At 38.6% G+C, this 22161-nt stretch carries 24 protein-coding genes and 1 riboswitch; of the genes, 7 read left to right on the forward strand and 17 right to left on the reverse strand.

Annotated features, from left to right (window positions below):
• Window positions 1-90 (forward strand): IS3 family transposase (locus BMG01_RS11640; protein WP_143470296.1); only part of this gene is annotated, 90 nt, incomplete at its 5' end.
• Window positions 91-141: 51 nt separating this feature from the next.
• Here BMG01_RS11640 and BMG01_RS06625 read toward each other — a convergent pair.
• On the reverse strand, window positions 142-1071 hold the full coding sequence (locus tag BMG01_RS06625) for an alpha/beta hydrolase (RefSeq protein WP_004910106.1): 930 nt from the start codon (window positions 1069-1071) through the stop codon (window positions 142-144).
• A gap of 191 nt (window positions 1072-1262) precedes the next feature.
• Here BMG01_RS06625 and BMG01_RS06630 point away from each other — a divergent pair, with 191 nt between their 5' ends.
• Complete coding sequence (locus BMG01_RS06630) at window positions 1263-3074, forward strand: M3 family oligoendopeptidase (RefSeq protein ID WP_004910109.1); 1812 nt, start codon at window positions 1263-1265, stop codon at window positions 3072-3074.
• 53 nt (window positions 3075-3127) lie between these two features.
• Here the strand turns inward: BMG01_RS06630 and thiE are convergent, their stop codons facing one another.
• The 8 genes from thiE to BMG01_RS06670 form a co-directional block, all read right to left on the reverse strand.
• On the reverse strand, window positions 3128-3766 hold the full coding sequence (thiE, locus tag BMG01_RS06635) for a thiamine phosphate synthase (protein ID WP_004910110.1): 639 nt from the start codon (window positions 3764-3766) through the stop codon (window positions 3128-3130).
• On the reverse strand, window positions 3756-4589 hold the full coding sequence (gene thiD / locus BMG01_RS06640; protein WP_004910112.1) for a bifunctional hydroxymethylpyrimidine kinase/phosphomethylpyrimidine kinase: 834 nt from the start codon (window positions 4587-4589) through the stop codon (window positions 3756-3758). Before thiD ends, thiE begins: the two co-directional genes overlap by 11 nt.
• Window positions 4586-5362 carry a hydroxyethylthiazole kinase gene (gene thiM, locus BMG01_RS06645; protein WP_004910113.1) on the reverse strand — a complete coding sequence of 259 codons (777 nt, stop codon included), beginning with the start codon at window positions 5360-5362 and terminating at the stop codon, window positions 4586-4588. Before thiM ends, thiD begins: the two co-directional genes overlap by 4 nt.
• Window positions 5362-5922, reverse strand: coding sequence for a hypothetical protein (locus BMG01_RS06650; protein ID WP_004910115.1), 561 nt, complete (start codon window positions 5920-5922; stop codon window positions 5362-5364). Before BMG01_RS06650 ends, thiM begins: the two co-directional genes overlap by 1 nt.
• Before the next feature lie 87 nt (window positions 5923-6009).
• A riboswitch (TPP riboswitch) is annotated at window positions 6010-6098 on the reverse strand.
• 38 nt (window positions 6099-6136) lie between these two features.
• The gene (locus BMG01_RS06655) at window positions 6137-6643 is read right to left on the reverse strand and encodes a hypothetical protein (protein WP_004910118.1); all 507 of its coding nucleotides are present in this window, start codon (window positions 6641-6643) and stop codon (window positions 6137-6139) included.
• Window positions 6640-6930 carry a hypothetical protein gene (locus tag BMG01_RS06660; protein WP_004910121.1) on the reverse strand — a complete coding sequence of 97 codons (291 nt, stop codon included), beginning with the start codon at window positions 6928-6930 and terminating at the stop codon, window positions 6640-6642. Before BMG01_RS06660 ends, BMG01_RS06655 begins: the two co-directional genes overlap by 4 nt.
• On the reverse strand, window positions 6927-8084 hold the full coding sequence (locus BMG01_RS06665) for a VWA-like domain-containing protein (RefSeq protein WP_004910122.1): 1158 nt from the start codon (window positions 8082-8084) through the stop codon (window positions 6927-6929). The genes BMG01_RS06660 and BMG01_RS06665 overlap by 4 nt, the downstream gene beginning before the upstream one ends.
• Complete coding sequence (locus BMG01_RS06670) at window positions 8081-9232, reverse strand: ATP-binding protein (protein WP_004910125.1); 1152 nt, start codon at window positions 9230-9232, stop codon at window positions 8081-8083. Before BMG01_RS06670 ends, BMG01_RS06665 begins: the two co-directional genes overlap by 4 nt.
• Before the next feature lie 61 nt (window positions 9233-9293).
• Between BMG01_RS06670 and BMG01_RS06675 the strand changes: the two genes are divergently transcribed.
• The 3 genes from BMG01_RS06675 to greA all read left to right on the forward strand — a co-directional run bounded on the left by BMG01_RS06675 (window position 9294) and on the right by greA (window position 13162).
• On the forward strand, window positions 9294-9911 hold the full coding sequence (locus BMG01_RS06675; RefSeq protein ID WP_004910128.1) for an NAD(P)H-binding protein: 618 nt from the start codon (window positions 9294-9296) through the stop codon (window positions 9909-9911).
• A 101-nt stretch (window positions 9912-10012) separates the two neighbouring features.
• Entirely contained in the window at window positions 10013-12622 is a 2610-nt protein-coding gene (locus BMG01_RS06680; RefSeq protein WP_084013434.1) for a YfhO family protein, read from the forward strand.
• A gap of 57 nt (window positions 12623-12679) precedes the next feature.
• Window positions 12680-13162, forward strand: a complete 483-nt coding sequence (gene greA, locus BMG01_RS06685) for a transcription elongation factor GreA (protein ID WP_004910137.1) — start codon at window positions 12680-12682, stop codon at window positions 13160-13162.
• Window positions 13163-13203: 41 nt separating this feature from the next.
• On the opposite strand, the gene BMG01_RS06690 is transcribed toward greA, so the two are convergent.
• Together BMG01_RS06690 and BMG01_RS06695 are read right to left on the reverse strand one after the other, a co-directional pair.
• On the reverse strand, window positions 13204-13977 hold the full coding sequence (locus tag BMG01_RS06690) for an ABC transporter permease (RefSeq protein ID WP_036068601.1): 774 nt from the start codon (window positions 13975-13977) through the stop codon (window positions 13204-13206).
• 11 nt (window positions 13978-13988) lie between these two features.
• Entirely contained in the window at window positions 13989-14930 is a 942-nt protein-coding gene (locus BMG01_RS06695) for a daunorubicin resistance protein DrrA family ABC transporter ATP-binding protein (RefSeq protein ID WP_004910142.1), read from the reverse strand.
• A 118-nt stretch (window positions 14931-15048) separates the two neighbouring features.
• Here BMG01_RS06695 and BMG01_RS06700 point away from each other — a divergent pair, with 118 nt between their 5' ends.
• Window positions 15049-15555, forward strand: coding sequence for a MarR family winged helix-turn-helix transcriptional regulator (locus BMG01_RS06700; protein WP_004910145.1), 507 nt, complete (start codon window positions 15049-15051; stop codon window positions 15553-15555).
• A gap of 135 nt (window positions 15556-15690) precedes the next feature.
• Here the strand turns inward: BMG01_RS06700 and BMG01_RS06705 are convergent, their stop codons facing one another.
• The 3 genes from BMG01_RS06705 to BMG01_RS11465 form a co-directional block, all read right to left on the reverse strand.
• Window positions 15691-16656 carry a GRP family sugar transporter gene (locus BMG01_RS06705; protein ID WP_004910148.1) on the reverse strand — a complete coding sequence of 322 codons (966 nt, stop codon included), beginning with the start codon at window positions 16654-16656 and terminating at the stop codon, window positions 15691-15693.
• Window positions 16657-16890: 234 nt separating this feature from the next.
• Window positions 16891-17442, reverse strand: coding sequence for a zinc-binding dehydrogenase (locus BMG01_RS11460; RefSeq protein WP_004910152.1), 552 nt, complete (start codon window positions 17440-17442; stop codon window positions 16891-16893).
• Between the two features lie 15 nt (window positions 17443-17457).
• On the reverse strand, window positions 17458-17838 hold the full coding sequence (locus BMG01_RS11465; protein WP_004910154.1) for a zinc-binding alcohol dehydrogenase family protein: 381 nt from the start codon (window positions 17836-17838) through the stop codon (window positions 17458-17460).
• A gap of 95 nt (window positions 17839-17933) precedes the next feature.
• Between BMG01_RS11465 and BMG01_RS06715 the strand changes: the two genes are divergently transcribed.
• A complete protein-coding gene (locus BMG01_RS06715; RefSeq protein ID WP_004910159.1) occupies window positions 17934-18419 on the forward strand; it encodes a hypothetical protein in 486 nt (161 codons plus the stop codon).
• Between the two features lie 26 nt (window positions 18420-18445).
• On the opposite strand, the gene BMG01_RS06720 is transcribed toward BMG01_RS06715, so the two are convergent.
• The 3 genes from BMG01_RS06720 to BMG01_RS06730 form a co-directional block, all read right to left on the reverse strand.
• Entirely contained in the window at window positions 18446-19744 is a 1299-nt protein-coding gene (locus tag BMG01_RS06720) for an endolytic transglycosylase MltG (RefSeq protein WP_004910164.1), read from the reverse strand.
• A 70-nt stretch (window positions 19745-19814) separates the two neighbouring features.
• On the reverse strand, window positions 19815-21077 hold the full coding sequence (locus BMG01_RS06725) for an acetate/propionate family kinase (RefSeq protein WP_004910167.1): 1263 nt from the start codon (window positions 21075-21077) through the stop codon (window positions 19815-19817).
• A 73-nt stretch (window positions 21078-21150) separates the two neighbouring features.
• Entirely contained in the window at window positions 21151-22146 is a 996-nt protein-coding gene (locus tag BMG01_RS06730; RefSeq protein WP_036068603.1) for a class I SAM-dependent methyltransferase, read from the reverse strand.
• Window positions 22147-22161 lie beyond the last annotated feature (15 nt).

Consider the following 22161-nt stretch of genomic DNA (forward strand, 5'->3'; position numbering starts at 1 on the left):
AATTATTACAACAATCACCGGATCAAACAAAAACTCAATGGTTTGTCGCCGGTTCAATATCGACAACTCACCACTGAGTCTGTTAGTTAATTAATTTTATTTTGTCCAACTATTGGGGTTCACTTCAAAACAGTTGTGTTTTTATTTGTCATACTGATTCAAAAAGTTGGTCACTTTTTGTCGATAAGCTACGGGATGATCTGGAAAACTTTGCACATGTTTTGAACCACTCGTCACCCACAACTTTTTTGGCCCCTTTGTTGCCGCGTAAAGCTGATAGACCATACGTGTGGGTACGAAAGTATCTTTGTCACCATGAATGAACAACATTGGTCGTTTATTTTTCGCAACCTGTTTCAGTGGACTAGCCTCACTATATGAGTATCCAGCTCGCACTTTGGAAATACCAGATACAATGTTAACAATAGGAAACCAAGGTAAGCCATACATGTCTCCGGCTTCATGTTTCACTTCTGCCAGAACGCTAGTATATGACGAATCTTCGATAAACGCTTTCACTTGTTTTGGCAAATCGTGTTCACCAGAAACATTAACAACAGTTGCTGCACCCATACTCATACCGTACATGACAATATTAGACTGTTGTCCATTTTTCTTTAGAACCTGATTAATCCAACCAATATAATCTCGTCGATCCGTCCAACCGTATCCAATTAATTTACCCTGTGAATCACCATGTGCACGGTTATCTGGAATCAACACATTATATCCAAGATCGTGAAATAGTTCGCCGTAAATGGCCATCGTTGTTTTATTATTATGCCAACCATGTGCCAAAATTGCAGTTTTATTTGTCGGCTGACTGGCTGTCACATACCAAGCATCAAGTGTCAGCCCATCTGAAGTTTTTTGCGTCCAAGTCGTTTTATGACGTGCTAAAAACTTGTGCTCATAATCATAAACAGGACTGGATTTTGTTCTAAGTGCATCTGGTTTATTTGCTGCGGGATTACGAACTTCTGCAACATGAAAAAAATACATAGACGCTGATAATAATAACAGCATGACTAAGGTTACCAGACCAATTACCCACTTATAGACACTTCTCATGACTCACATTCTCCTCGAATTCAATCTTTTTATTTTACAACTTAATTGTATAGGGGGCAAATATGTTGATTCCCCCTATTTTGAATCCTTTCAGAAAATGCCATGTTATTCTCCTCATAATCTCACATATCCAATTTTTTCAAACAATGTTATCATAAGGTAACGATAAAAATAAATTGAGGTATTCATTCATGTCTTATTCACAAACTTGGGATTTAGAAAGTATTTTCCCGGGTGGTATCACATCACCGCAACTCACTCAAAAATACGAACTCATCACTTCTCAAACACAAGACTTCGCGACAAAAGTTGACGCATACCGTGCATCTGATGATAAGGATTTCGACCAATTAGCTAACTTAGCTGATTTAGCACAAACAATTAGTGCTGGTATTGGCACAGCTGGCATTTTCGTTAATGGTTGGTCATCTGTTGATTATGGTAATAGTGTTTATGCACCTCATTTTGATAAATTAGGTAACTTGTGGGTTGCTTTTTCAACGCCACTCAACCGCTTCCAAAAGCTGTTATTACAATTAGATGATGCAACCTTTGCTACGGCCATTAAAACACAACGCTTATCACCAATTGCTTTCTATTTAACAGAGCTACGTACCGATGCCAAACGCCTTTTGGATGACAGCACTGAGTCGCTGATCAATCAATTTGATCTTGATGGTCAGCAAGCATGGTCCCAACACTATGACACCATTTCGGCTTCACTCTCAATGAACTACACTGACGAAACGGGCAAAACACGACAAATTTCCGCCGGCCAAGCGCTTAATATGCTAGATGGTGAACCAAATAATGAGACGCGTGCCAATATTATGGCTAATTATGAGAAAATGTGGGGTAATGCAGAAAACCTCACTGCCGACACGCTTAACCATTTGGCTGGATTCAGATTAACTAATCAGAAAGCACATCAGCGTCAAAATTATTTAGAGCAACCTTTGGAAATGAATCGCATGTCTGAAGAAACTTTAAAGGCGATGTGGCATGTTGTTGACAACAACAAAGGCATGTTCAAGCCCTACTTTGACCGTAAAAAAGCCTTGCTTGGTCTCTCGCAATTGGGTTGGCAAGATCAAGTTGCACCGCTCACAAACATCGGTGATTACAGTCCTAAAGAAGTCTCTTACGATGAAGCAGCACAATTTATTATCACGCAATTTGGTAAGTTTTCACCTAAAATGGCTGATTTTGCCAAAATGGCATTTGAAAATAATTGGATTGAATCTGAAAACCGCCCTGGCAAACAACCGGGCGGCTACATGGAATCTGTCCCTGATTTACATGAATCACGCATTTTTCTAACTTATACTGGATCAGTCAATGATGCCGCAACGATTGCCCATGAGTTGGGACATGCTTTTCATTCTGCTCAACTTAATGATTTGCCGTTCTGGCGTGATGCGTATGCAATGAATGTCGCTGAAACAGCTTCCACTTTCGCTGAACTTATTGTCAATGACGCTAACGTAAAAGTAGCAACGACTGATGCTGAAAAAGTGGTCTTGTTAGACGCCAAAATGACTAATCCTATTGCCATGTTCTTGAACATTCATGCGCGTTTCTTATTTGAAGATGCGTTCTATACGGAGCGTCAAAATGGTGTTGTCACACCGCAACGACTGAACGAATTGATGGATGAAGCACAAAAAAGCGCCTTTGATGGTATGCTAGATACGCGACACCCACATTTCTGGTCTTCAAAGTTACACTTCTTTATTGATTCAGTCCCATTTTATAATTTCCCGTACACTTTCGGTTATCTCTTTTCAGCCGGTATTTATGCACAAGCACAAAAAGATGGTGATAATTTCGAGGATAAATATATTGCGTTGCTTCGTGACACAGCAAATATGACATCAGAAGAATTAGCTCAAAAACATTTAGGTGTTGATCTGACTAAGCCAGATTTCTGGCAAGCTGGTGCTGATTTGGTTAAAAAAGATATTGATGAATTTTTGTCGCTATCTGAACAATTTATAAAGTAAAAATCAAATTAAAGAGGCCCAACGTGTTAAACATGTTGAGCCTCTTTTAATCTTTATGAATTTTGTTGCCACTTTATCACTGCGTCTGCGACGTTATCAGCTGCACTAATCATGCTAATAACAGCCACGCCATTGATACCAGTCGCATAAATATCATCTATATTTTGATTTGAAATACCACCAATAGCGACGATTGGCCAATCACTAATGCTTTTAATGTGTCTCAAGCCTTCAAGACCAATTGGTGGATTAGCATCAGCTTTTGTCTTCGTCGCAAATATTGGTCCAACACCAATGTAATCAATTCCCGATACACCTTGAACACGATGAAAATCAGCTTGCGTCGTCACGGACACACCAACAAACATACCATTGCAAGCACGCACATTTTCAATGATATTACCATCCTTTTGACCAAAGTGCACACCATCAGCGTGAATTTGGTGAGCTAATGGGATATCATCGTCGATGATTAGAGGCACGTGATACTGGCGTGTTAAGTCGCGTACACGCTCTGCCACACGATATTTTTCAGCGCCTTTTAATGCGCCATCACCTTTTTCACGATATTGAAAAGCAGTAATACCATATTTCAAAGCGGTTGTTAAAATATCAAAAAATTGTGATTCGTTTTCCACATTTTGAGTGCCTAAAACAAAATAACGTCGTAATATTAACGGATTAAATGTCATGAAGTACCTCAACTGTATCTTCTGTCACCAATTTGGTCCCATGGTTAAGTGGCCCATGCCCGTGTCCAACAGCAATGCCATCACGAATTGTGGCGTCAACGTATCTTTTCCCATGCAAAATCGCCACATCTAAAGTTTTCCCAAGCGCTAATTGTGCTGTAATCGCTGCCGAAATAGTGTCCCCAGTGCCGTGGGTACGCTCCGTAAGAACCCGCTGACTTGCCAACCAGAAATCTGTCCCATCAGCCAATAAGACGTAATCCTCAATACGTGATGACTGCCCATGACCTCCTTTCAATAAAACATTTTTGGCGCCTAATTTTTGAATCGCCTTAGCTGCACGTTGCATGTCTTGCCGATTATTAATCGCTTGACCACTTAAAATTTCAGCTTCTGGCATATTAGGCGTTACAAGTTCTGTTAGCGGTAACAATAAACTTTTAACGGCAGCCACTGCATCAGGATTAAGCAACTTTGCGCCACCTTTCGCGACCATTACCGGATCTAACACATATTTACCAAAATCAAAATTTTGCAAGCCTTTGGCAATAAGCGCTACTGTCTCTGCGTTTCCGAGCATACGAGTTTTGGTTGCTTTGATAGCTAAATCATCAGCGATTGATTGCATTTGTGACCAAATCATATCAGGTGGTGTCATCAAAACATCTTGAACACCCAATGTATTTTGCGCTGTTAAAGCGACAAACACATTAGCACCATAAACACCCTGTGCAGCAAATGTCTTTAAATCAGCGCTAATACCAGCACCGCCACTACTATCAGCACCAGCGATTGTTAATACTTGTGGTGTTTCATTGCTCATAAGTATTGCACACTTTCAGTCATAAATGTCGCTACTTCCTCACTTGTAATTGCAGCAAGTTCATCTAGCAATTGCATACTATAAAAACCTGGTGTCGTGATTTGATGGCTGGCTTTGAGGCCAGCTAACTTAAACGTTGCCATCGTGTACGTGACATTTTCCATAGTGAGTGATTCAGCCACAAAAGCACCAATCATGGACGATAATGCATCACCAGTTCCCACATTAGTTGATAATAATGGCACGTCTGTCTCAATGACGGCAGTTTGATGCCCATCGCTAATAACATCTTTAGCACCACTTAACGCAATTATGGCACCAGTCTTTTCCGCTGCTAATTGTGCGATGGCAATTACATCACCACTACCAGTGGCGTCAATGCCTTGACTGTCAAAATCAATATCGGCAAACCACGCGATTTCCGCTGCGTTACCTCGAATAATATCAACATGCCCTTCTCGCATCAAAGTCTGCACGGCCTTGCTACGAAAAGGTACTGCAACAGCAACTGGATCCAAGATAACAGGTTTATCTAAGTTAGTAGCGACCTTTGAGAGCGTTACAATATCTGATAATTCATTGGCCTTAAGCGTACCAATATTAATGACAACGGCATGTGCAATTTGACATAAATCATTAAATTCACTAACTTCGCGACTCATAAGCGGCGAAGCACCAATAACATTCACTACATTGGCTACGAATTGTGGGGTAACAAAGTTAGCATAAGTCAGAACAAGCGGTGATTGTGTCCGTACATTTTTAATTGTCATTAGTATTGACTCCCTTTTTCATAGGCATTCCGCCAAAATTTTAGTTCAAATTGATACGATTTTTCAAAAATAGCGACATCTAGTTGACTGTCTGAATGGTCAACAATCTGCCAGTAATAGGTTACCAAATCATGATATTGTTTACTGGCGTAATATTGCTGCCAACCATTGTTTGTTTGATGTGCCAGTGCTTTAGCTATAAAATAATAGGATTCCACACAAGGTAAGGTTGCCATGATTGCTGACATAGCACCTTTTTGAGCAGCTGCACGCATATGATTAACATAGGATTGCCCAACCAAATCTAAAGACTTTGAGGCAACAGCATCCACTAGACTAAGGTGTGCTTGTCCCTCATCGTCGCTTGTCGGTCTGGTTAAATGTAATGATTCATCAATTTGATCAACGATAGGCATAAAAGCTTCGATATAACTGGCATCTTGAGCCGTATAATAATCTGCTTGATGCTTGGTTAATGAGTTATTACCAATTGCTTTCACGAAAGGCTCAGCCATGATTTGAGGCATAAACTGTTCTCTAATTGTTTGTAGTGAGGTCATGTTTTCTCCATAATAGGACACAAAAAGGCCGCGAACCCACTCCAAGAAGATGCGTTCACGGCCAGTAATCAACATTTAAAAAACACTAGCTTATGCAACATATCTCCCTGCGTACGTACTAACGTCATCAGGTTCAATGGGTATTTCTCAGCCAATCGGCACCCCAGATATTTTATTCATTTCAAGATAAGTGTAAACGAATGCCACCAGATAATCAACCCCACCATTCAGGATCAACATCTCTCATTTGATGTTTCAGTGACAATTGCGAATCACTTGTAACACGTTGGTAAGTCGTTGTGTAGGGATTTTTCATCAAATTAATCATTTGCTGATACTGTGTACTTTTCAAAAAATCAGCTAATTGACTGTGATTTTGCCAAAAAGTCCACAACATATAATCTGCTTTACCATTATCATTTTGAGCCACAACACCGGCAACATTTACTAACTTACCAATTAGTTTATCATTATCATCTTTAGCCTGAAAGGCAATTTGATGAATCACACGGCCAGTTAATTGACCATTAATATAACGACTATCAAAGCCTAATGGCCGTTGAAATTGTTGGACAATTTCTGGCGCATCCAAAATCAAAACATTCGAACCCGCCAATTGTGATACCTTGCCGAGGTAAAACACGTTGTCTGGATTCGCTGTTTGAAGTGCTAATAATTCTGAAACTGACTGTTCTGGTGCAAGTACAAGATTAATTTTCATAAGAATGGCTCCTTTAACATTGTGACGACATCTGGTGAAAGCCGAACTGCATTACGCTGAATAAACTGTTGGACGCCTTTAAACGTTGTCAGATCAACTGTGGGTGTCATAGCGTCTGATGCAACTAATGCTTTTGCATAGACAATATCTGAACGTGTCATCATCGTCATGCCCCATGGCTCGCTCAGCAACAGTGATTCCCATTGATCAGTTAATAATGCTTCAGCTCTTTTGAACCGATTGTCTTTGGCAATAAAACTACTCAGATCTGTTGGATTTAATTTCATAGGGTCAACACCTTTCCAATTTGATTAGGCAAACTGAGTTGTTGCTCTTCTGGCAGTATCCAATAAACACGACGATACTGTGACATAATCGGTGATGTTTCACCGTCACCATCAGTTAGGATAATCACTGTTGTCGTCTCACGAGGTGTTTTTTGTTTATCGAGATAGTCAAAAATACTTTGAAATGCCGTTCCCCCGCCAGCACGGCGCTGCCAATGATTGATATTTTTAATCACTTCAACTGCTGTATCAAATGAAAACACGCGGACTTTAGCATCAAATTGTTGTGTTATTTGCATCACATTGGCTAGGAATTTACCCACTAGTCTATCACTAATAGAAGCCGAATTGTCGACAAATACCAAAATTTCATTTTCGTACGTACTAATTTCACCAAATAAGTCCATTCGATAGGCTTGGCGCCGATTAAATCGTGCACGTGATGGTTGCTTTTGATTAGGTACTTGGCTTACCCCTGTTTTGAGGATTTGACGCCAATTTTTTTTAGGCACCACCACCGCGGAAATCTGTTGTATGACAGCACTAGCCAAGTGACCTCGCCCAGATTTTTGTGCATCTTCATTGGCTTGGCGAATGACTTGTTCAAGTGCCGATTTAGCCTCATCAGACTCATCGCCAACACTCGCCCAATCACCGTGGCCGTCGACGTCACCATGAGCAGGCATATCATCTTCAAAACGACTGATTAAATCAATATAAGTTTGCGAATCTTGATAAGGCGCAAACCATTCGCCGTACACATCAAACAACATTTGCAAAGTCACAGCCGTTGGTAACTCACCTAATTCCTTAGGTAAATATTGATTAATCGCCACATCAGTCCCTAGATCAACAACTGATTTTGCTTGGTGCGTTGCAGCATAGCGAACTGGGTGTTCCCAAATAACATGCAGTGATTCATGTGCCAATGCAGCAGCAATCTGATTATATGTGCTGAAATTTTCCGTTAAACGTGCTGGATTGATTACTAAGTACCAACGATGATTTTGCCATTTTAATGCCAAAGGATGCGGTGCTAACAGGTTCATTTCGCGGGTTAAATTCATGACAATGTTGCCATATAGTGGTGAAACATCGAGTAAGGTTTTAATACCACCTAATATTAAATTATCCGTTTCATCCTTTGTTATCATCTGGTCGCAATGTCCATAATTTGTTGATACAACACGTTTGCATAGTGTTCTTCTGAATTGTATAAATTATCTAAAATTGGAGCATTTGTCATTTGCTTAACCAGTGCATATTGCCCATCTGGTGCCACCAATTGTAGTAATTCACTAAAACGTGCAGCGTTATTATCGTGTGTCATATCTGCCGTCAATAACAATGTTTTCATCACTGTCATTTTTTGAATTTCTGAATAGCTTTCAAATTTGGAACGAATGGTTAAAGGTACTTTAGGTCCGTCTGGTTTTGAGTCAAAGACTTCTTCGGCAGTTAAGCTAGGCGTTTGTTCGCGTACAAATCGAACAAATTGTGTTGCCACTACTTGACCTAAATCACCCGCCACAATATCAAATAACAAATCTTCTTGCTGACGATTAGATAGCCTAAGCAATTCAAAAAGATCATCCGACACACGTTGCCAAGCACGTGGGGTTGGATTCAAATCAACTTCACGCACGTCAGGATACAACAAACTAGCATTTTCAGCGATAAACCTGCGCACCAAATCATGAATATTGGGCCGTTGATCCCCTTTAGCAGCCCATGCTAACCAATCTTTCACTGATACGCTCATCACTAATCTTGTTGTCCGATCCTTAATTGCGGCATCAGAAGTTTGCACCGCGTATTCAGATGTCTCAAATCCATGCATACTATCATCTGGATTTTCTGCCAAAATAAGGAAAACATTTTCGGGCAAAACTAGATCATTAATCTGTCGTTGTAACACTAAATTCATGAGTTCGGCCTGAACAGCTTGTGAACCACGATTGAATTCATCTAAAAACCAAATAATTGGTTGACTCGGTACCGCTTCAGCATGCTGAATAATTTGAATCAGCGTATGTGTGTAGCCAAATTTAACGTCAGCAAGTTGCCCATAATGTTTAGTTTGCAAAAACGCGCTTTCAGTCAAGGGCGGTATTGGAATCGCCAAATCGCCTTTTTCTGACAGAGAAACCACCGTTGTAAACAATTGCGCATTCATTTGCTTTGCCACATCGCTCACTAAAGCAGACTTGCCAATGCCTGCTTCTCCAACAATATTAGGCACATTACCGCCTCGTAATATCAGTGGGACTGCCGTTAATAATTGTTGATAAGTTAAACTCATAATGAACCTCATTCCTAACTATATTTTACCGCAATCCAAACAATCATGCTAAAATGAAGATATGACAAAAAAAATTCTAATTCTCGGTGCTAATGGTCAAATTGCCAAATTAGTGGTTACTATGTTAGCCAATACCGACACACAATTAAAGCTCACCTCTCTTCACGCCAAACCAGCCCAACATATTACCAAGCTAGATGCAGCAAATGAAGCTGATTTGGTGACGGCATTAAAAGATATTGACATTGTCTACGCCAATATTGGTGCCGAAGGCCGTCAAAAAAATGTGGCTAATGCGTTGGTCAATGCCATGCATACTGCTGGGGTGTCTCGCCTGATTTGGATCGCAACAATTGGCATTTACAATGAGTTGCCACCTAAGCAAGCTGATTTGTGGCGCAATATTTTAGGTACTCCCGAAAACGAAAACAGCTATATTGGCGATCAAGCTGTTGCCGCGCAACGTATCACAGCATCTCAACTCGATTACACCATTATCAGGCCAAATGAACTCACCGATGACAATAAGATGCAACAACTTAACTTTCAAACTGATCCACACGAAGAAATTATTGGTGGGCCAATCACACGCACCAGTGTCGCCGAATTTGTCACGCAACTCATCAACAATCCCGACCAATACATCGCTGAATCAGTTGCAATTTCATCAACTCACTAAACTTGATAATCATAAAAAGGTTCCAGAATGAATTGCCTTGACTAAGCAAATTTTTCTGCCCTTTTTTATTAGCAAGTTATTATTTTTAGGAACACTCATTTATGAAACACACTTTAAAACGCTACACACTGGCACCATTAGCACTCAGCTTTTGGATCCCCCTACTGATTATGTTAGCTTATTTTGCCTATCGTCACATGGCACCATTTGGCACCAGCTCAATTTTAACAGTAGATCTCGGTCAACAATACATTGATCAATTTACAGCATTCAAGCATACCTTACTGCAGCATCCTAGCAGCTTTTTTTACTCATTTTCTAATGCCTTAGGCGGAGATATGCTGGGTGAATGGGCTTATTATTTAATGAGTCCTTTTAACCTTATTTTTCTAATGGTTCCTAACGCCTCACTCCCTAGCGCCATTCTACTCGTCACTGTGCTCAAATTTGGGGCAGCTGGCCTATCAATGGCTTATCTATTGCAAAAATTGCACCTGCAACAACATTACTATGTCACTTTGTTCGCGGTTAACTACGCACTATCTGGTTGGTTCATTGCAAACGACTTAAATTTGTTATGGCTCGACACCGTCATTTTACTGCCATTGGTAATTTTGGCACTTGAACGTTTGTTTTATCAACAATCTTGGTGGCAATATAGCCTTCTGCTTGGTGCCAGTATTATTTGTAACTATTATATTGGCTATATGGTCGCCATCTTTATCGTGTTGTATTTTTCTTGGCGCTTGACTTGGCCAAATATTAAACATCGTTGGCTAATTTTGAGACGATTTATTATTAGTTCAGCTATTGGTGGCGGCCTATCAGCATGGATAATTTTACCGACTTATTTTCAGCTCAAATTAGGCAAAACGCAGTACAATTCTGATTTTTCTTTCAAGTTTGATAACAATCCTTTACATCTTTTGTTTAAATTAATTCCGGGTAGTTTTAATTTTGACCAGATGCAAAATGGGCAAGCAAACTTTTATGTAAGTGCTTTCGTTTTAATCACACTAATAGCTTTTTTCACGACACGTGTTATTAAATTACGCGTCAAAATCGGGGCATTTTTACTGTTAGCCTTCTTAATATTAGCCACTACTTGGGCACCACTTACTTTACTATTCCACGGTTTTCAATACCCAGTTTGGTATCCATACCGTTTCAGTTTTTTGATTAGTTTCTTTGTCATTTATTTAGCTGCTATTAGTTGGCAGCCAACTTGGCGGCCACGACTGATGACAATTACTACTTTGTTAATCATATTTAGTGCAATTGCTATTTATGCCACACTCAGTGATGCTAAAATCAATTACATCAATCGTTCAAGTATTACTTTATTCATTGGCTTAGCCTTGCTAACATTAGCGCAGTTCACTTTTAAAGTTCATGACAAATTTTGGCTACCCATTTTAGTTGGCTTAACGTTATTATCCCTCACAGCAAATGTCGTTTTCACGCTAGACAACTTTTCTTATTTAACAAATACAGAGTATCAAAATACGATTAAAGCACTCACAGCGGATAAAAAGTTTCTAAAAAAAGACACCTCTTGGTATCGTGTAGCGCAAACATTTCAACGCACTCGTGGTGATGGCATGATGTTTGATTATTATGGCGGTGCCCATTTCAGCTCGGCTTTACCAAAGTCTACGCCAACTTTTTTTGGCAATTTTGGACAACCTGACGGCGATAATTATGTTGTATATAGCAATGGCAGTATCTTATCTGATGCACTGCTGGGCATGAAATATATCATCACCCCAAATGGGCAAGACAGTGGTGATGCTGGTCAACCTAGTCAACATTTAATTGGTTTTCGTCCGGACACCAGTAATTACAGTCTAAAAGCAACAACATCGACTACTAATATTTATCAGAATCACAATGCCCTACCCATAGCATTTGCAGCCAATTCTGGCGCGCTTAATACCAAAATGCTTTACAATAATCCTTTGCAAAATCAGGGTAATCTTTGGCAAGGCTTAACCGGTGATTCAACGTCGCCAGTTGACACAGATAATTTTCAAAAAGCCATTGGCCATAATGTCAAAGCACCAACAACGATTACAAATGCGATCATAACACGTCAAAATGCGAGTCAACCTGCTAGTTTGGACTTGCAATTTACCCCAACAACTAATGATAGCTACTATTTGACCATTGGCAGTGGTCTGGATATTAAGAATTTTGACCTCCTAATTAACGGCAAGGTCATTACGCAATTTAGCTCTTATCGCCACACTGTTATTGTTAATCTTAATTCAAATGCCAAAAACAAGTTGCAGACAATCACATTTAGAATGAAAGATACCCAAACATTAGCCTTATCTAACGTCACCCTCTATCATGTCGATAACAATCGCATTGCAGACGATGCTAGCGAGTTAAAGCAGAATAGCCTTAAAATCACAAAACGGTCCGAACGACATATTCAGGGGACAATCACGACGACATCAACAAAGCCATTGATTATGACTACCATTCCCTCTGTTGCTGGGTGGCATATAGCAGTTGATGGCAAAACCGTTAAGGCCGACAAAGTGGCTAACTATTTTATCGGCATTAAAACAAAACCAGGGCGGCACACAATATCTATGACCTATACCCCACCATTTTTATGGTTGGGTCTTGCTACCACAACCATTGCGACAGTTATATTAGTAATATTTAGCAATTTATCTATTGCAAAAAAGGTCACCACATGATATGCTTTTTTCGTTATATTTTGCGAGAAAACACGCAAATTGAAAGGAAAAACACTTATGTCAGAAGAAAAAACATATCCAATGACAACTGAAGGTCGTGATAAGCTACAAGCTGAATTAGACGACCTCATTGCTAATCAACGCCCAGAAATTACAAAACGTATCCAAATTGCGCGTTCATACGGTGACTTGTCTGAAAATTCAGAATATCAATCAGCAAAAGATGAACAAGCCTTTGTTGAAGGTCGCATTCAAACCATTAAAAAGATGCTTGAAAACGTTGAAATCATTGATTCTAACGCAACTGCTGAGGACGAAGTTTCTCTAGGTAAAACCGTTACGTTTAAAGAATTACCTGATGAAGAACCTGAAACTTATACAATTGTAGGTTCCGTTGAGGCTGATCCACTAGCTGGTAAAATTTCAAACGAATCACCAATGGCAACTGCATTAATTGGTAAAAAGGTCAACGACACAGTCGCTGTGCCACTTCCAAACGGCATCAACATTAATGTTCAAATTTTAGAAGTTAAAAAATAACCATAAAAAAAGAAAGCGCCGTGCTTTCTTTTTTTTGTTGATTAATTGTTTTTGCGATACACCATGAGAGACAATGGCATAAAAATCGCAATGATGATAATACCACTAATGATAACCAGCGTTGCTTCAGTATTCCAGTAACCTGTTTTCATGATTGCCCGAATAGCACTAATCGTTATGGTCACAGGATTCAATTGCACAATGCTTTGTAAAAATAATGGCAATGTCCTGATTGGAATAACGGCATTTGATAGGAATGTCATCACCAATATAATGATCATGGAAAGGCTTCCTATCAATTCTGCATTTTTTACTAATAGACCAATCAAAACAAAGATCCAAGAAGTTGACCATCCAATAAATATTGCTAAAATTAAGACACAAGCAATCATTATTAGATTGACAGAGGGCCGCCATCCAATTGCAAACGCTGTTCCTAAGGAAATCAAACCGGACAACAACAATCGAAGTGCGTCACCAATAAGTTGACCAGCTAGCGGAACAAATGCAGAAATTGGTAGAGTTTTAAATCTATCAAAAATGCCACTATTAATGTCCTCTCGCAATTGCTGACCCGATCCCGCTGCCGCATTTAGAATGCTTTGAATCAAGATACCAGACACAAGCATTGGCAAATACGCATGCACACTTCCAGCAATCACACCGCCGAAAAGAAATCCAAACAAAAGTGTGAAGATAATTGGTTGAATAATAACATCACTCAGATTATCTGGATTATGCCACGTCTTGAACAAATTCCGATGTGCCATTGTTAAAGTTGTGCTCATAATACTGGCTTTTTGTTGATTTTTCATGATATATCTCCTCAATTTTTACCCACTGTCATTGATAAAAATACTTCATCTAAAGATGGTGCATCAATTTTAAAACTGCTTAGCATGATTTTAGATGCTAGGATTTTGTCCAAAATTTCAGACACTTTGTTAAAAGCATTATTGTCTAATATAACGGTTAGATTTCTATTTTCAACATTAACTGTTTTTCCTAAAACTTTTTCAATGATACTTTGCGTTGGAATGACTGACTCATTCTGCTCAACAGTCACTTTCAGCTGCAATCCACCGACAAGCTTTTTCAATTCACTTGGTTTATCCTCAGCTATTAACCTACCGTGATCAATCAATGCAATTCTGTCCGCTAACTGATCAGCCTCTTCCAAATATTGAGTGGTCAAAAGAACCGTGGTGCCATTTTTTACTAATTTTTGAATTGCTACCCACATTTGTGTACGTGTTCTCGGATCAAGACCCGTTGTGGGTTCATCCAAAAATAAAATACTGGGATTACCGATCAGACTAATGGCTAAGTCTAATCGTCGTAACATCCCACCAGAAAATGTTGAAACAGAATGATCTGCCGACTGAACTAAGTCAAAATCAACTAGTAATTCTTCTGAACGTTGATGTGCAGAATCACGATTTAATCCGTTTAATCTACCAAATAAAAACAAATTTTCTCGTGCACTGAGTTCTCTATCAATTGTTGCACTTTGCCCAGTAACACTAAACTGTGATCTCACCTGACGACTTTGAGAAATTGTATTCAAACCATTAATCATAATTTCACCTTGGTCTGGTTGCATAAGTGTAGTCATCATATTAATTAAAGTGGACTTACCAGCACCATTTGGACCAAGTAATCCAAAAATTTCACCTTTTTTCACATCAAAACTAATATCATTGACTGCAACATGTTGTCCAAATTTTTTTGAAATGTTTTTAACGCTTATCGCTACTTCATTTTCCATAACATATACCTCACTACATTTAATCAGGGGCCCTTGATTATTATTGTAAGGTCCCCTGATTAATTTGTCAAGTAGAATAGTGTATACTAAAATAATTGAGCGGAGGTTAACATCAATTATGGAACGCAAAATCAAGTCAGAATTAATTGCCGGAAAATTAGCCGAATACGAACAATTAACAAAAATATATGACGATATCGTGCAAGACGTCAAACCAAGACTGACAGTAGAAGGTCAAGGAAAGGTATTACTTGCTTTAGCAGATGAAGATCATTTATCTCAAAGCCAAATTTCGTCACGACTTGAAATCTCACCACAATCTACGGGTGAATTTGTTTCAAAATTAGCCAAGCGTGATTTAGTATCATTGAGCAAATCTGAAAAAGATAGACGAATCAATCTTGTTAGCTTAACGACAAAAGGACGAGAGGAAATTGAATCTTCTTTTCAAGAAGTACCAAAATTCATAACCGTCTTATCAAATGAAGAAATGGACCAATTCAATCGGTTAATGACCAAAATTATTGCTGCTATGTATGAAGATATTGATAAGGCTAATCCAACACTTGGCGTTAAATTCCATAAATTACTAGCAAACCGGTATTTAAAACAATATAAAAAGTAATTGCCAGCATGCCTCATTTTTATCAAGCGCATCAACAATGACTTAATTTATTGATATGGTTTTTTTACCAAGCAAACGAAATACACATATTTTTGTACTAAAAAACGGGCAAACAATGTTTGCCCGTTTATTTTTTTACGCGAAACTATTAATATTACCAATGATGATAGCGCCAATAACAACTAATATTGTACCAATCGCAATCAGCTTCATTTGATAGCTTGACTTCTTCTCACCCAACAAATAAATACCACCAAAAGTACCCACGATGATACCTAATTGAGAAAACGTCGTTGCAATTGTTTGACCAATATCAGGATTTGCAGCAGAAATGAACATGAAAATATTACCAGTTGCCCAAACTAGACCTGTCAAAATGTTTTTCCAAGTTGACAACTTAAACATAATTTCAGATTCTTTCAAGACAAATATCACAATCAAGAAAGCACCAATTACTTGTCCAATTGATTGTGGACCAACAATTGCTGTCATATAGTCAACACCATTGCCACGCGCCTTGATAGCATCTGAAATATAGCCGATTTTGTTCAAAAAGTTAGGCAAAACAAAGTAAAACATGAATCCGGCCGTTGAGATTGCCAAATAAATCAACCCCTTGGTCATACTTTTAGTTCTCTCTTCTGCTTCAATGCCCTCACTATTTTTAGCTTTATCACGCGCTGAGATCAATGTAGCGCCAATAACAACAGCGATGATTGAAACTGCACCAATCGCCCACATTTTGCCAGTCTTCCATTCACCCAGAACAGCTGCAGCCATCAACGCATTAGTCACAATTTGACCTGCGGTTGACAAAGGGATAGCTAATGATACCCCTAAGTCTTTAATTGCCAAAAATTGACCTGCGGTTCCAACTGCCCAGACAAGTCCAGAAACAACGCCGACAACCCAAATATGACTATTGAGTTCAATGTGACGTGGCATCACAAAGAAAAACATGGTGGCTAATCCAAATATTAAAGCACCAAAAGTCATGCCTAATGTTTGTTGCCCTGCGGTTCCGCCCATTTTTGTATTGACTAGTCCAACTGATCCCCATGCCAATGCTGGCACCAAAGCCAGTAAAATCGCTGCGTTCATAACTGATAAAACTCCTTCTTATTTGTGATGCTTTAAATCATCATTTTTAACACTACTAATTGTACACTAGTGAAAACGTTTACACAAGCCTACAATTTAATTTCTGTAAACGTTTTCATCGTTGATATTGTGCCTTTCATCGCAATTAACGTTCAACCACAAAAAAAGACGCATAATACCTACGTTTTAAGGTGAATTTGCGACTAATTAATATTTGATAGTATTATCGATTGATTAATTATTTGGTACAAAAACCAATCTTTCAGGACTAGAAATTGCCCAATATTTTTCAATTTCTGATAGACCAACTGTTTTAACAGTGAAAACGAATGGCTGACTCACTTCAGCTGCAATAATTTCATTGAAAGATTGAATCAGATCTTTAACACCAACCGATCCTTGTCCCGAACCAATCAATTGTAGCTTAACAGCTCTAAATGCTGCGCCTGGGATGGGTGCCGCTTGCCCAGCAATACTACCAATTTCAACCCATTTCAGTTCTTGCTCATCATGTGTTCTATTTGGAATAATAGCTTTCATTGCGTTGGCGGTAATGTCACCCCAAAGGTAATCCAAGACAACATCAACCTGCCGCCCAGCTACTGCTAATTGATTTTGATAAGCTTTGACATCATCCGTGAGACGTATTGTTGCAGTAGCGCCTAAATCTAACAGTGCTTCTAGTTTATCTTGATTCCGTCCAACTGCGATGATTTCGGTTGCTCCCATACGTTTGGCAATTTGTACGGCCAGCATTCCTGCATTACCAGTTGCACCTAAAATCATAACACTTTGTCCTTTTTAAAAATGAGCACGATATTTCAAGGCCATCCATGACGACAAAGCAGGATTCATCATACCAGCGATTTTTTGATCATCTAGTTGCATTGGTACGCCGACCCAATGCCCTTTTTTAATCGCAACCTTTTCAGCAAATCCACCGTTACCAACAAAAAATACTTTCTCACCAGTCGGCAATAAACCAACGCCATCAACGCCTGGTACCATTGGCAAAATACCTTCTGCAGCATAATGAGTGCCTGTCGCGTCACCGCGAGCACGATTTGACAAAGCCGATGCCGTCACGTCAATCATCACTTGATTTTCATCAATGTTTGGTTCGGAAAAATTTTTTTCATATTGTGGCCCTTGTTTAAAATCTCTTACAACTGATGCTTTCATAGTAATTATCTCCATTTGTTTTTTGTTTACCGGTAATGTAAAATAAGTATATAACTTAAGTATTTTAAAGTCAATATTTATTACAGGTAATTAAAATGGAAAAACAGCAACAATTCGAAAAAATAAAACAACTTTTACGAGACAGTCATAGTGAAGACGACGCAGAACAACAATGGTTTTTAAAGCACGCTCGTTCTGAACAATCACGGGATTTCATTGCCACACAAAAACGTTTCACACATTCTGAATTACAAATTTTGAGTCAACTGGTAGTCAACGGGAACGTCACCACTTTTAAAATCTTACAACAGACATCTAATTTGTCACAAGGTATGTTGTCAAGATATGTTAATCATCTTGCTCAATTAACTTTAATCGAGAAATTTCATCCTCAAGATAACAAAAAAGAGATTTCTTTACGTTTAACTAACTTAGGAGAAGAATTAGGCCGTTTACATCTTGAGCTTCATCAACGTATTTCAACCAATGAACAAAAAATTCTTGAGGAATATACCGAGCAAGAAATCAATACTATGCTCGAGGTAGTATCTAAATTAATTGCTGCACGTCAACATATTTAAAAAAACTGCCAAAATTCGGCAGTTTTTTACTTATCAAATCGTTGTAGATTCCATGTTTCAATTAAATTAATAATTAACGTGGGATAATTCGTATCAGTCGCATAAGCGTCTTTATAAAGCGCTTTAGCAGCTGCTTTATAATTTTTAGCGTTCAAGACATCTTGGAATTGAGTAGGATTCCAAGTGTTACCATTAACCAAAGTTTCAGCGTGCTCCTTCATACTTTCTTTCCAATCACTATAAACAGCAAACCTTGCTTTCTGTGTCTCTGGCTGCCCATCAACATATTCAGTCGTCTCTAATACAACCGATTTACCCGCAGTTTTATCCTGAGTTTTCACACCAAAATAGTTATTGTATTTAGACGATAGTACTGAATTATCCCAGTTAGATTCATGTGCTGCTTGAGCGATTGAAATGGATGCTAAAATACCATATTTTTTACTCAAAGTCTGTGCATAAGGCGCAATTTTATTAACAAATGCCAACCGATGCTCAAATTCTTTTTTTCCTGTCGTGGCCATCAAAGTAATTACAGCGGTTTTGTTAATACCATCGCTATTTAAATCTTTGTAATATGGTTTAAGTTGTTTATCAGAGGTAGCCAAAAGTTGGGTAATTGCATCATTAATCGTGTTAACACCATTTAAATCGTATGCCGCTGGATAAATATAATCAGAAAGATTATCATCTGAAGCCATACCTTTTAGTAAATCAGGATATTTGATCTTCATTTTTGCAATTACTGATTTATCAGTAAAAGCATTATTAACTTTAATGTTAGATAACTTAGTCTCATCAGCAACATTTTTGGCAATTTGACTTTGGCTCTGTCCGGTTGCCACCAAGATGTAACCTTTCCCTAACTGCGGTGCTACCCCTGGCCCTAAAGTCATTTGTTTATAAATGAGCTGAACTGTTTGAGATGGCGAAAATTTGTACGTTCCGGCTTGAAGACTTGCAGCCCCTTGCTTTTGCGCATATTTGTTGAACGATTTTGCACTTTTAATAATTTTTTTGTTTTGCAAAATATTTGCCATTTGGATTGAAGTTGATCCAGAAGCAATTTTCACCGTTTTAAAAGTAGTATCCTTTGGGTTCAAAGCAGCATATTGATCAGTAAACAATGCTTTTCCACCAAAAAAAACACCAACAACGATAATAATTAACAATATCAAAGCAACAAAACGATTTCGTGTCCCACGTTTTATTTTTCGTGGAACACCTTTACCATTTTGATAATCATCATCAAACGGATCCATACCGGCGTCTAGCGCTTCGGCGTTCTTAATTTCATGCTGATGTCGTTGTTTTCTCGACTCCATACTTTTCACCTCACAAACGTAATAAAGCGACTAGTGTTTAGAAACACTAGCCGTTTACCATTTTATCATATTATGCTTTTAAAGATTCTACATCTCTCGCAATCATTAATTCTTCGTTAGTTGGAATCAATAATGCCTTAACTTTCGAATCTGATGTTGATATTTCAACTTCTTCGCCACGAACATTATTTTTTTCGTCGTCTAACTTGACACCAAAGTAGCTTAATTTATCAACAATCATTTTACGGACAGGCACTGAATTTTCCCCAATACCAGCTGTAAATACAATAGCATCAACGCCATTCATCTCTGCAACATATTGACCGACATATTTAATTACTCGGTTAATAAAGATATTGATTGCCAATTTAGCATGTTCATTTGTGTCTTGAACATCCAATAAATCACGCATATCACTTGAAATGGTTGAAATACCAAGTAGCCCTGACTTTTTATTCAAGACATTCAACATTTCATCATTTGTCAAACCTTCGCGTTCTTGAATGTAATATACTAGCGATGGATCAACGTCTCCTGCACGTGTTGCCATTGTAACACCGGCCAAGGGTGAAAATCCCATTGATGTATCGAAAGACTTACCATCTTTTATCGCAGTAATAGATGCACCTGCACCCAAGTGCAACGTAATCAGCTTAAGGTCTTTTAAATCTTTTCCTAGCATTGCTGCTGCTCTCGCAGAAACATAACGATGTGATGTCCCGTGAGCACCATATTTACGAGCACCATATCTTGTATAGTATTCATAAGGCAATGAGTATAGGTAATTAACATCTGGCATCGTTTGATGGAATGATGTATCAAACACAGCTACCGACAAAGCATCTGGTAGTAACTTCTGGAATGCACGAATACCCATAGCATTTGCCGGATTGTGTAGAGGAGCATAATCAGCTAAACGATCAATCTTGGCCAATACCTCATCCGTAACAACAACAGAATGGTTAAACCACTCACCACCGGCAACAACACGATGACCAACGCCTGTAATTTCCTGGAAATCTTCAATGATACCCAAATCTGTTAATTTTTGTAACATGAAGTTGATAGCTTGTTGATGATTTTTGATAGGAACAACATTTTCATACTTTTTGCCCTTACCATCTTTTGTGATTGTGATGTGGTCTTCATCATCATCTGAATGGCCAACCAAGCGTTCAGCTACAATTTCAGCGCCGTACTTAATTGTAACGATTGCATCATCCATACCAATTCGTTCAATTACACCTTGCGCGATAACTTGTTCTGCCGGCATCTCCAATAATTGAAATTTTAATGATGAACTTCCAGCGTTAACAGCCATTGTTTTAGCCATGATTTTTCCTTTTACCTGTCTTTCTTGAACTTATTGCACTTACGAAAACTAATTTGATAATATCATCATACGACTATTGCACTTCTTTATCCAGTTTAACCCACGCTTCAATATCTTGCAAAAATTCCTGAAGTTTTTTTGGATTTTTTAAAGATGGGTACTGCCCCATCAAGACCTCTTTTTGGGGATGGTTAGATTTTTTTCTCAATACTAAGATAGCTTTTGCTGCTCGTTCATCTTGGAAAAAATCATTTGGTAACTGTAAGAAAGCTTTTAATTGTGTATGCGAGGTCACAAACTGTAACAATTTTTTAGCATTATCGCCACTTAACAATGCGGCAGGAACAACTAAATAAACCCAGCCATCATCACTAACAAATGACAATGATTTTTCGACAAGCAAATTCTGTAGCCACGACTGCCTATTGGACGACTTGGTTTCAAATTGCCGATCATCATCGACGGTATAATAGCCTACTGGTAAATCGGCAATAACAACTTTAGCTTTAGGTGTTTCCTCTAATGATAGGACATCTGCTTGATAAAATGTTGTTGGTGCATTCGGATTAATAAGTTCATCTCCTGCTGCAGCCAAAGCCAATTGGGTTTCATCATTATCAATGCCAATCTTGTTTAACTGGAAATTTAAATTTTCAGAAACTGTCCATAGCAAATTACCTGATCCAACCGCGATATCAATTATCGTATCATCATCGACTAAATCTGCTGTTTGGTTAATCAAACTAGCAAGTAAATAACCAATACCATCTGGCGTAATTTGATAGTTGGCTGGTGTCTTATCATGCCGATTAGCCTGCAAAATGGCCAATTGAACTGCTTTACGCCTATCAGTATCACTTGATTTTGACCAATCAAGCTTAATGGCTTCTTCAATTTTTTCCGCAACTAATTGACTAGGCTTTCCTAGCTCTCGATGAACATCCCCAGCATTAATATCATCAATCACCTCGATTAGCGCATCAATGTGACTCACATCAATTTCCTGCGATAACTCACCTGACGTTTTGGATAACGCATCAAAATATTGTGCAACTTTTTCTTGTGTCATAAGTAACATTTTAGA

It is taken from the genome of Leuconostoc sp. BM2 (assembly GCF_002095565.1).
Taxonomy (GTDB): Bacteria; Bacillota; Bacilli; order Lactobacillales; family Lactobacillaceae; genus Leuconostoc; species Leuconostoc falkenbergense.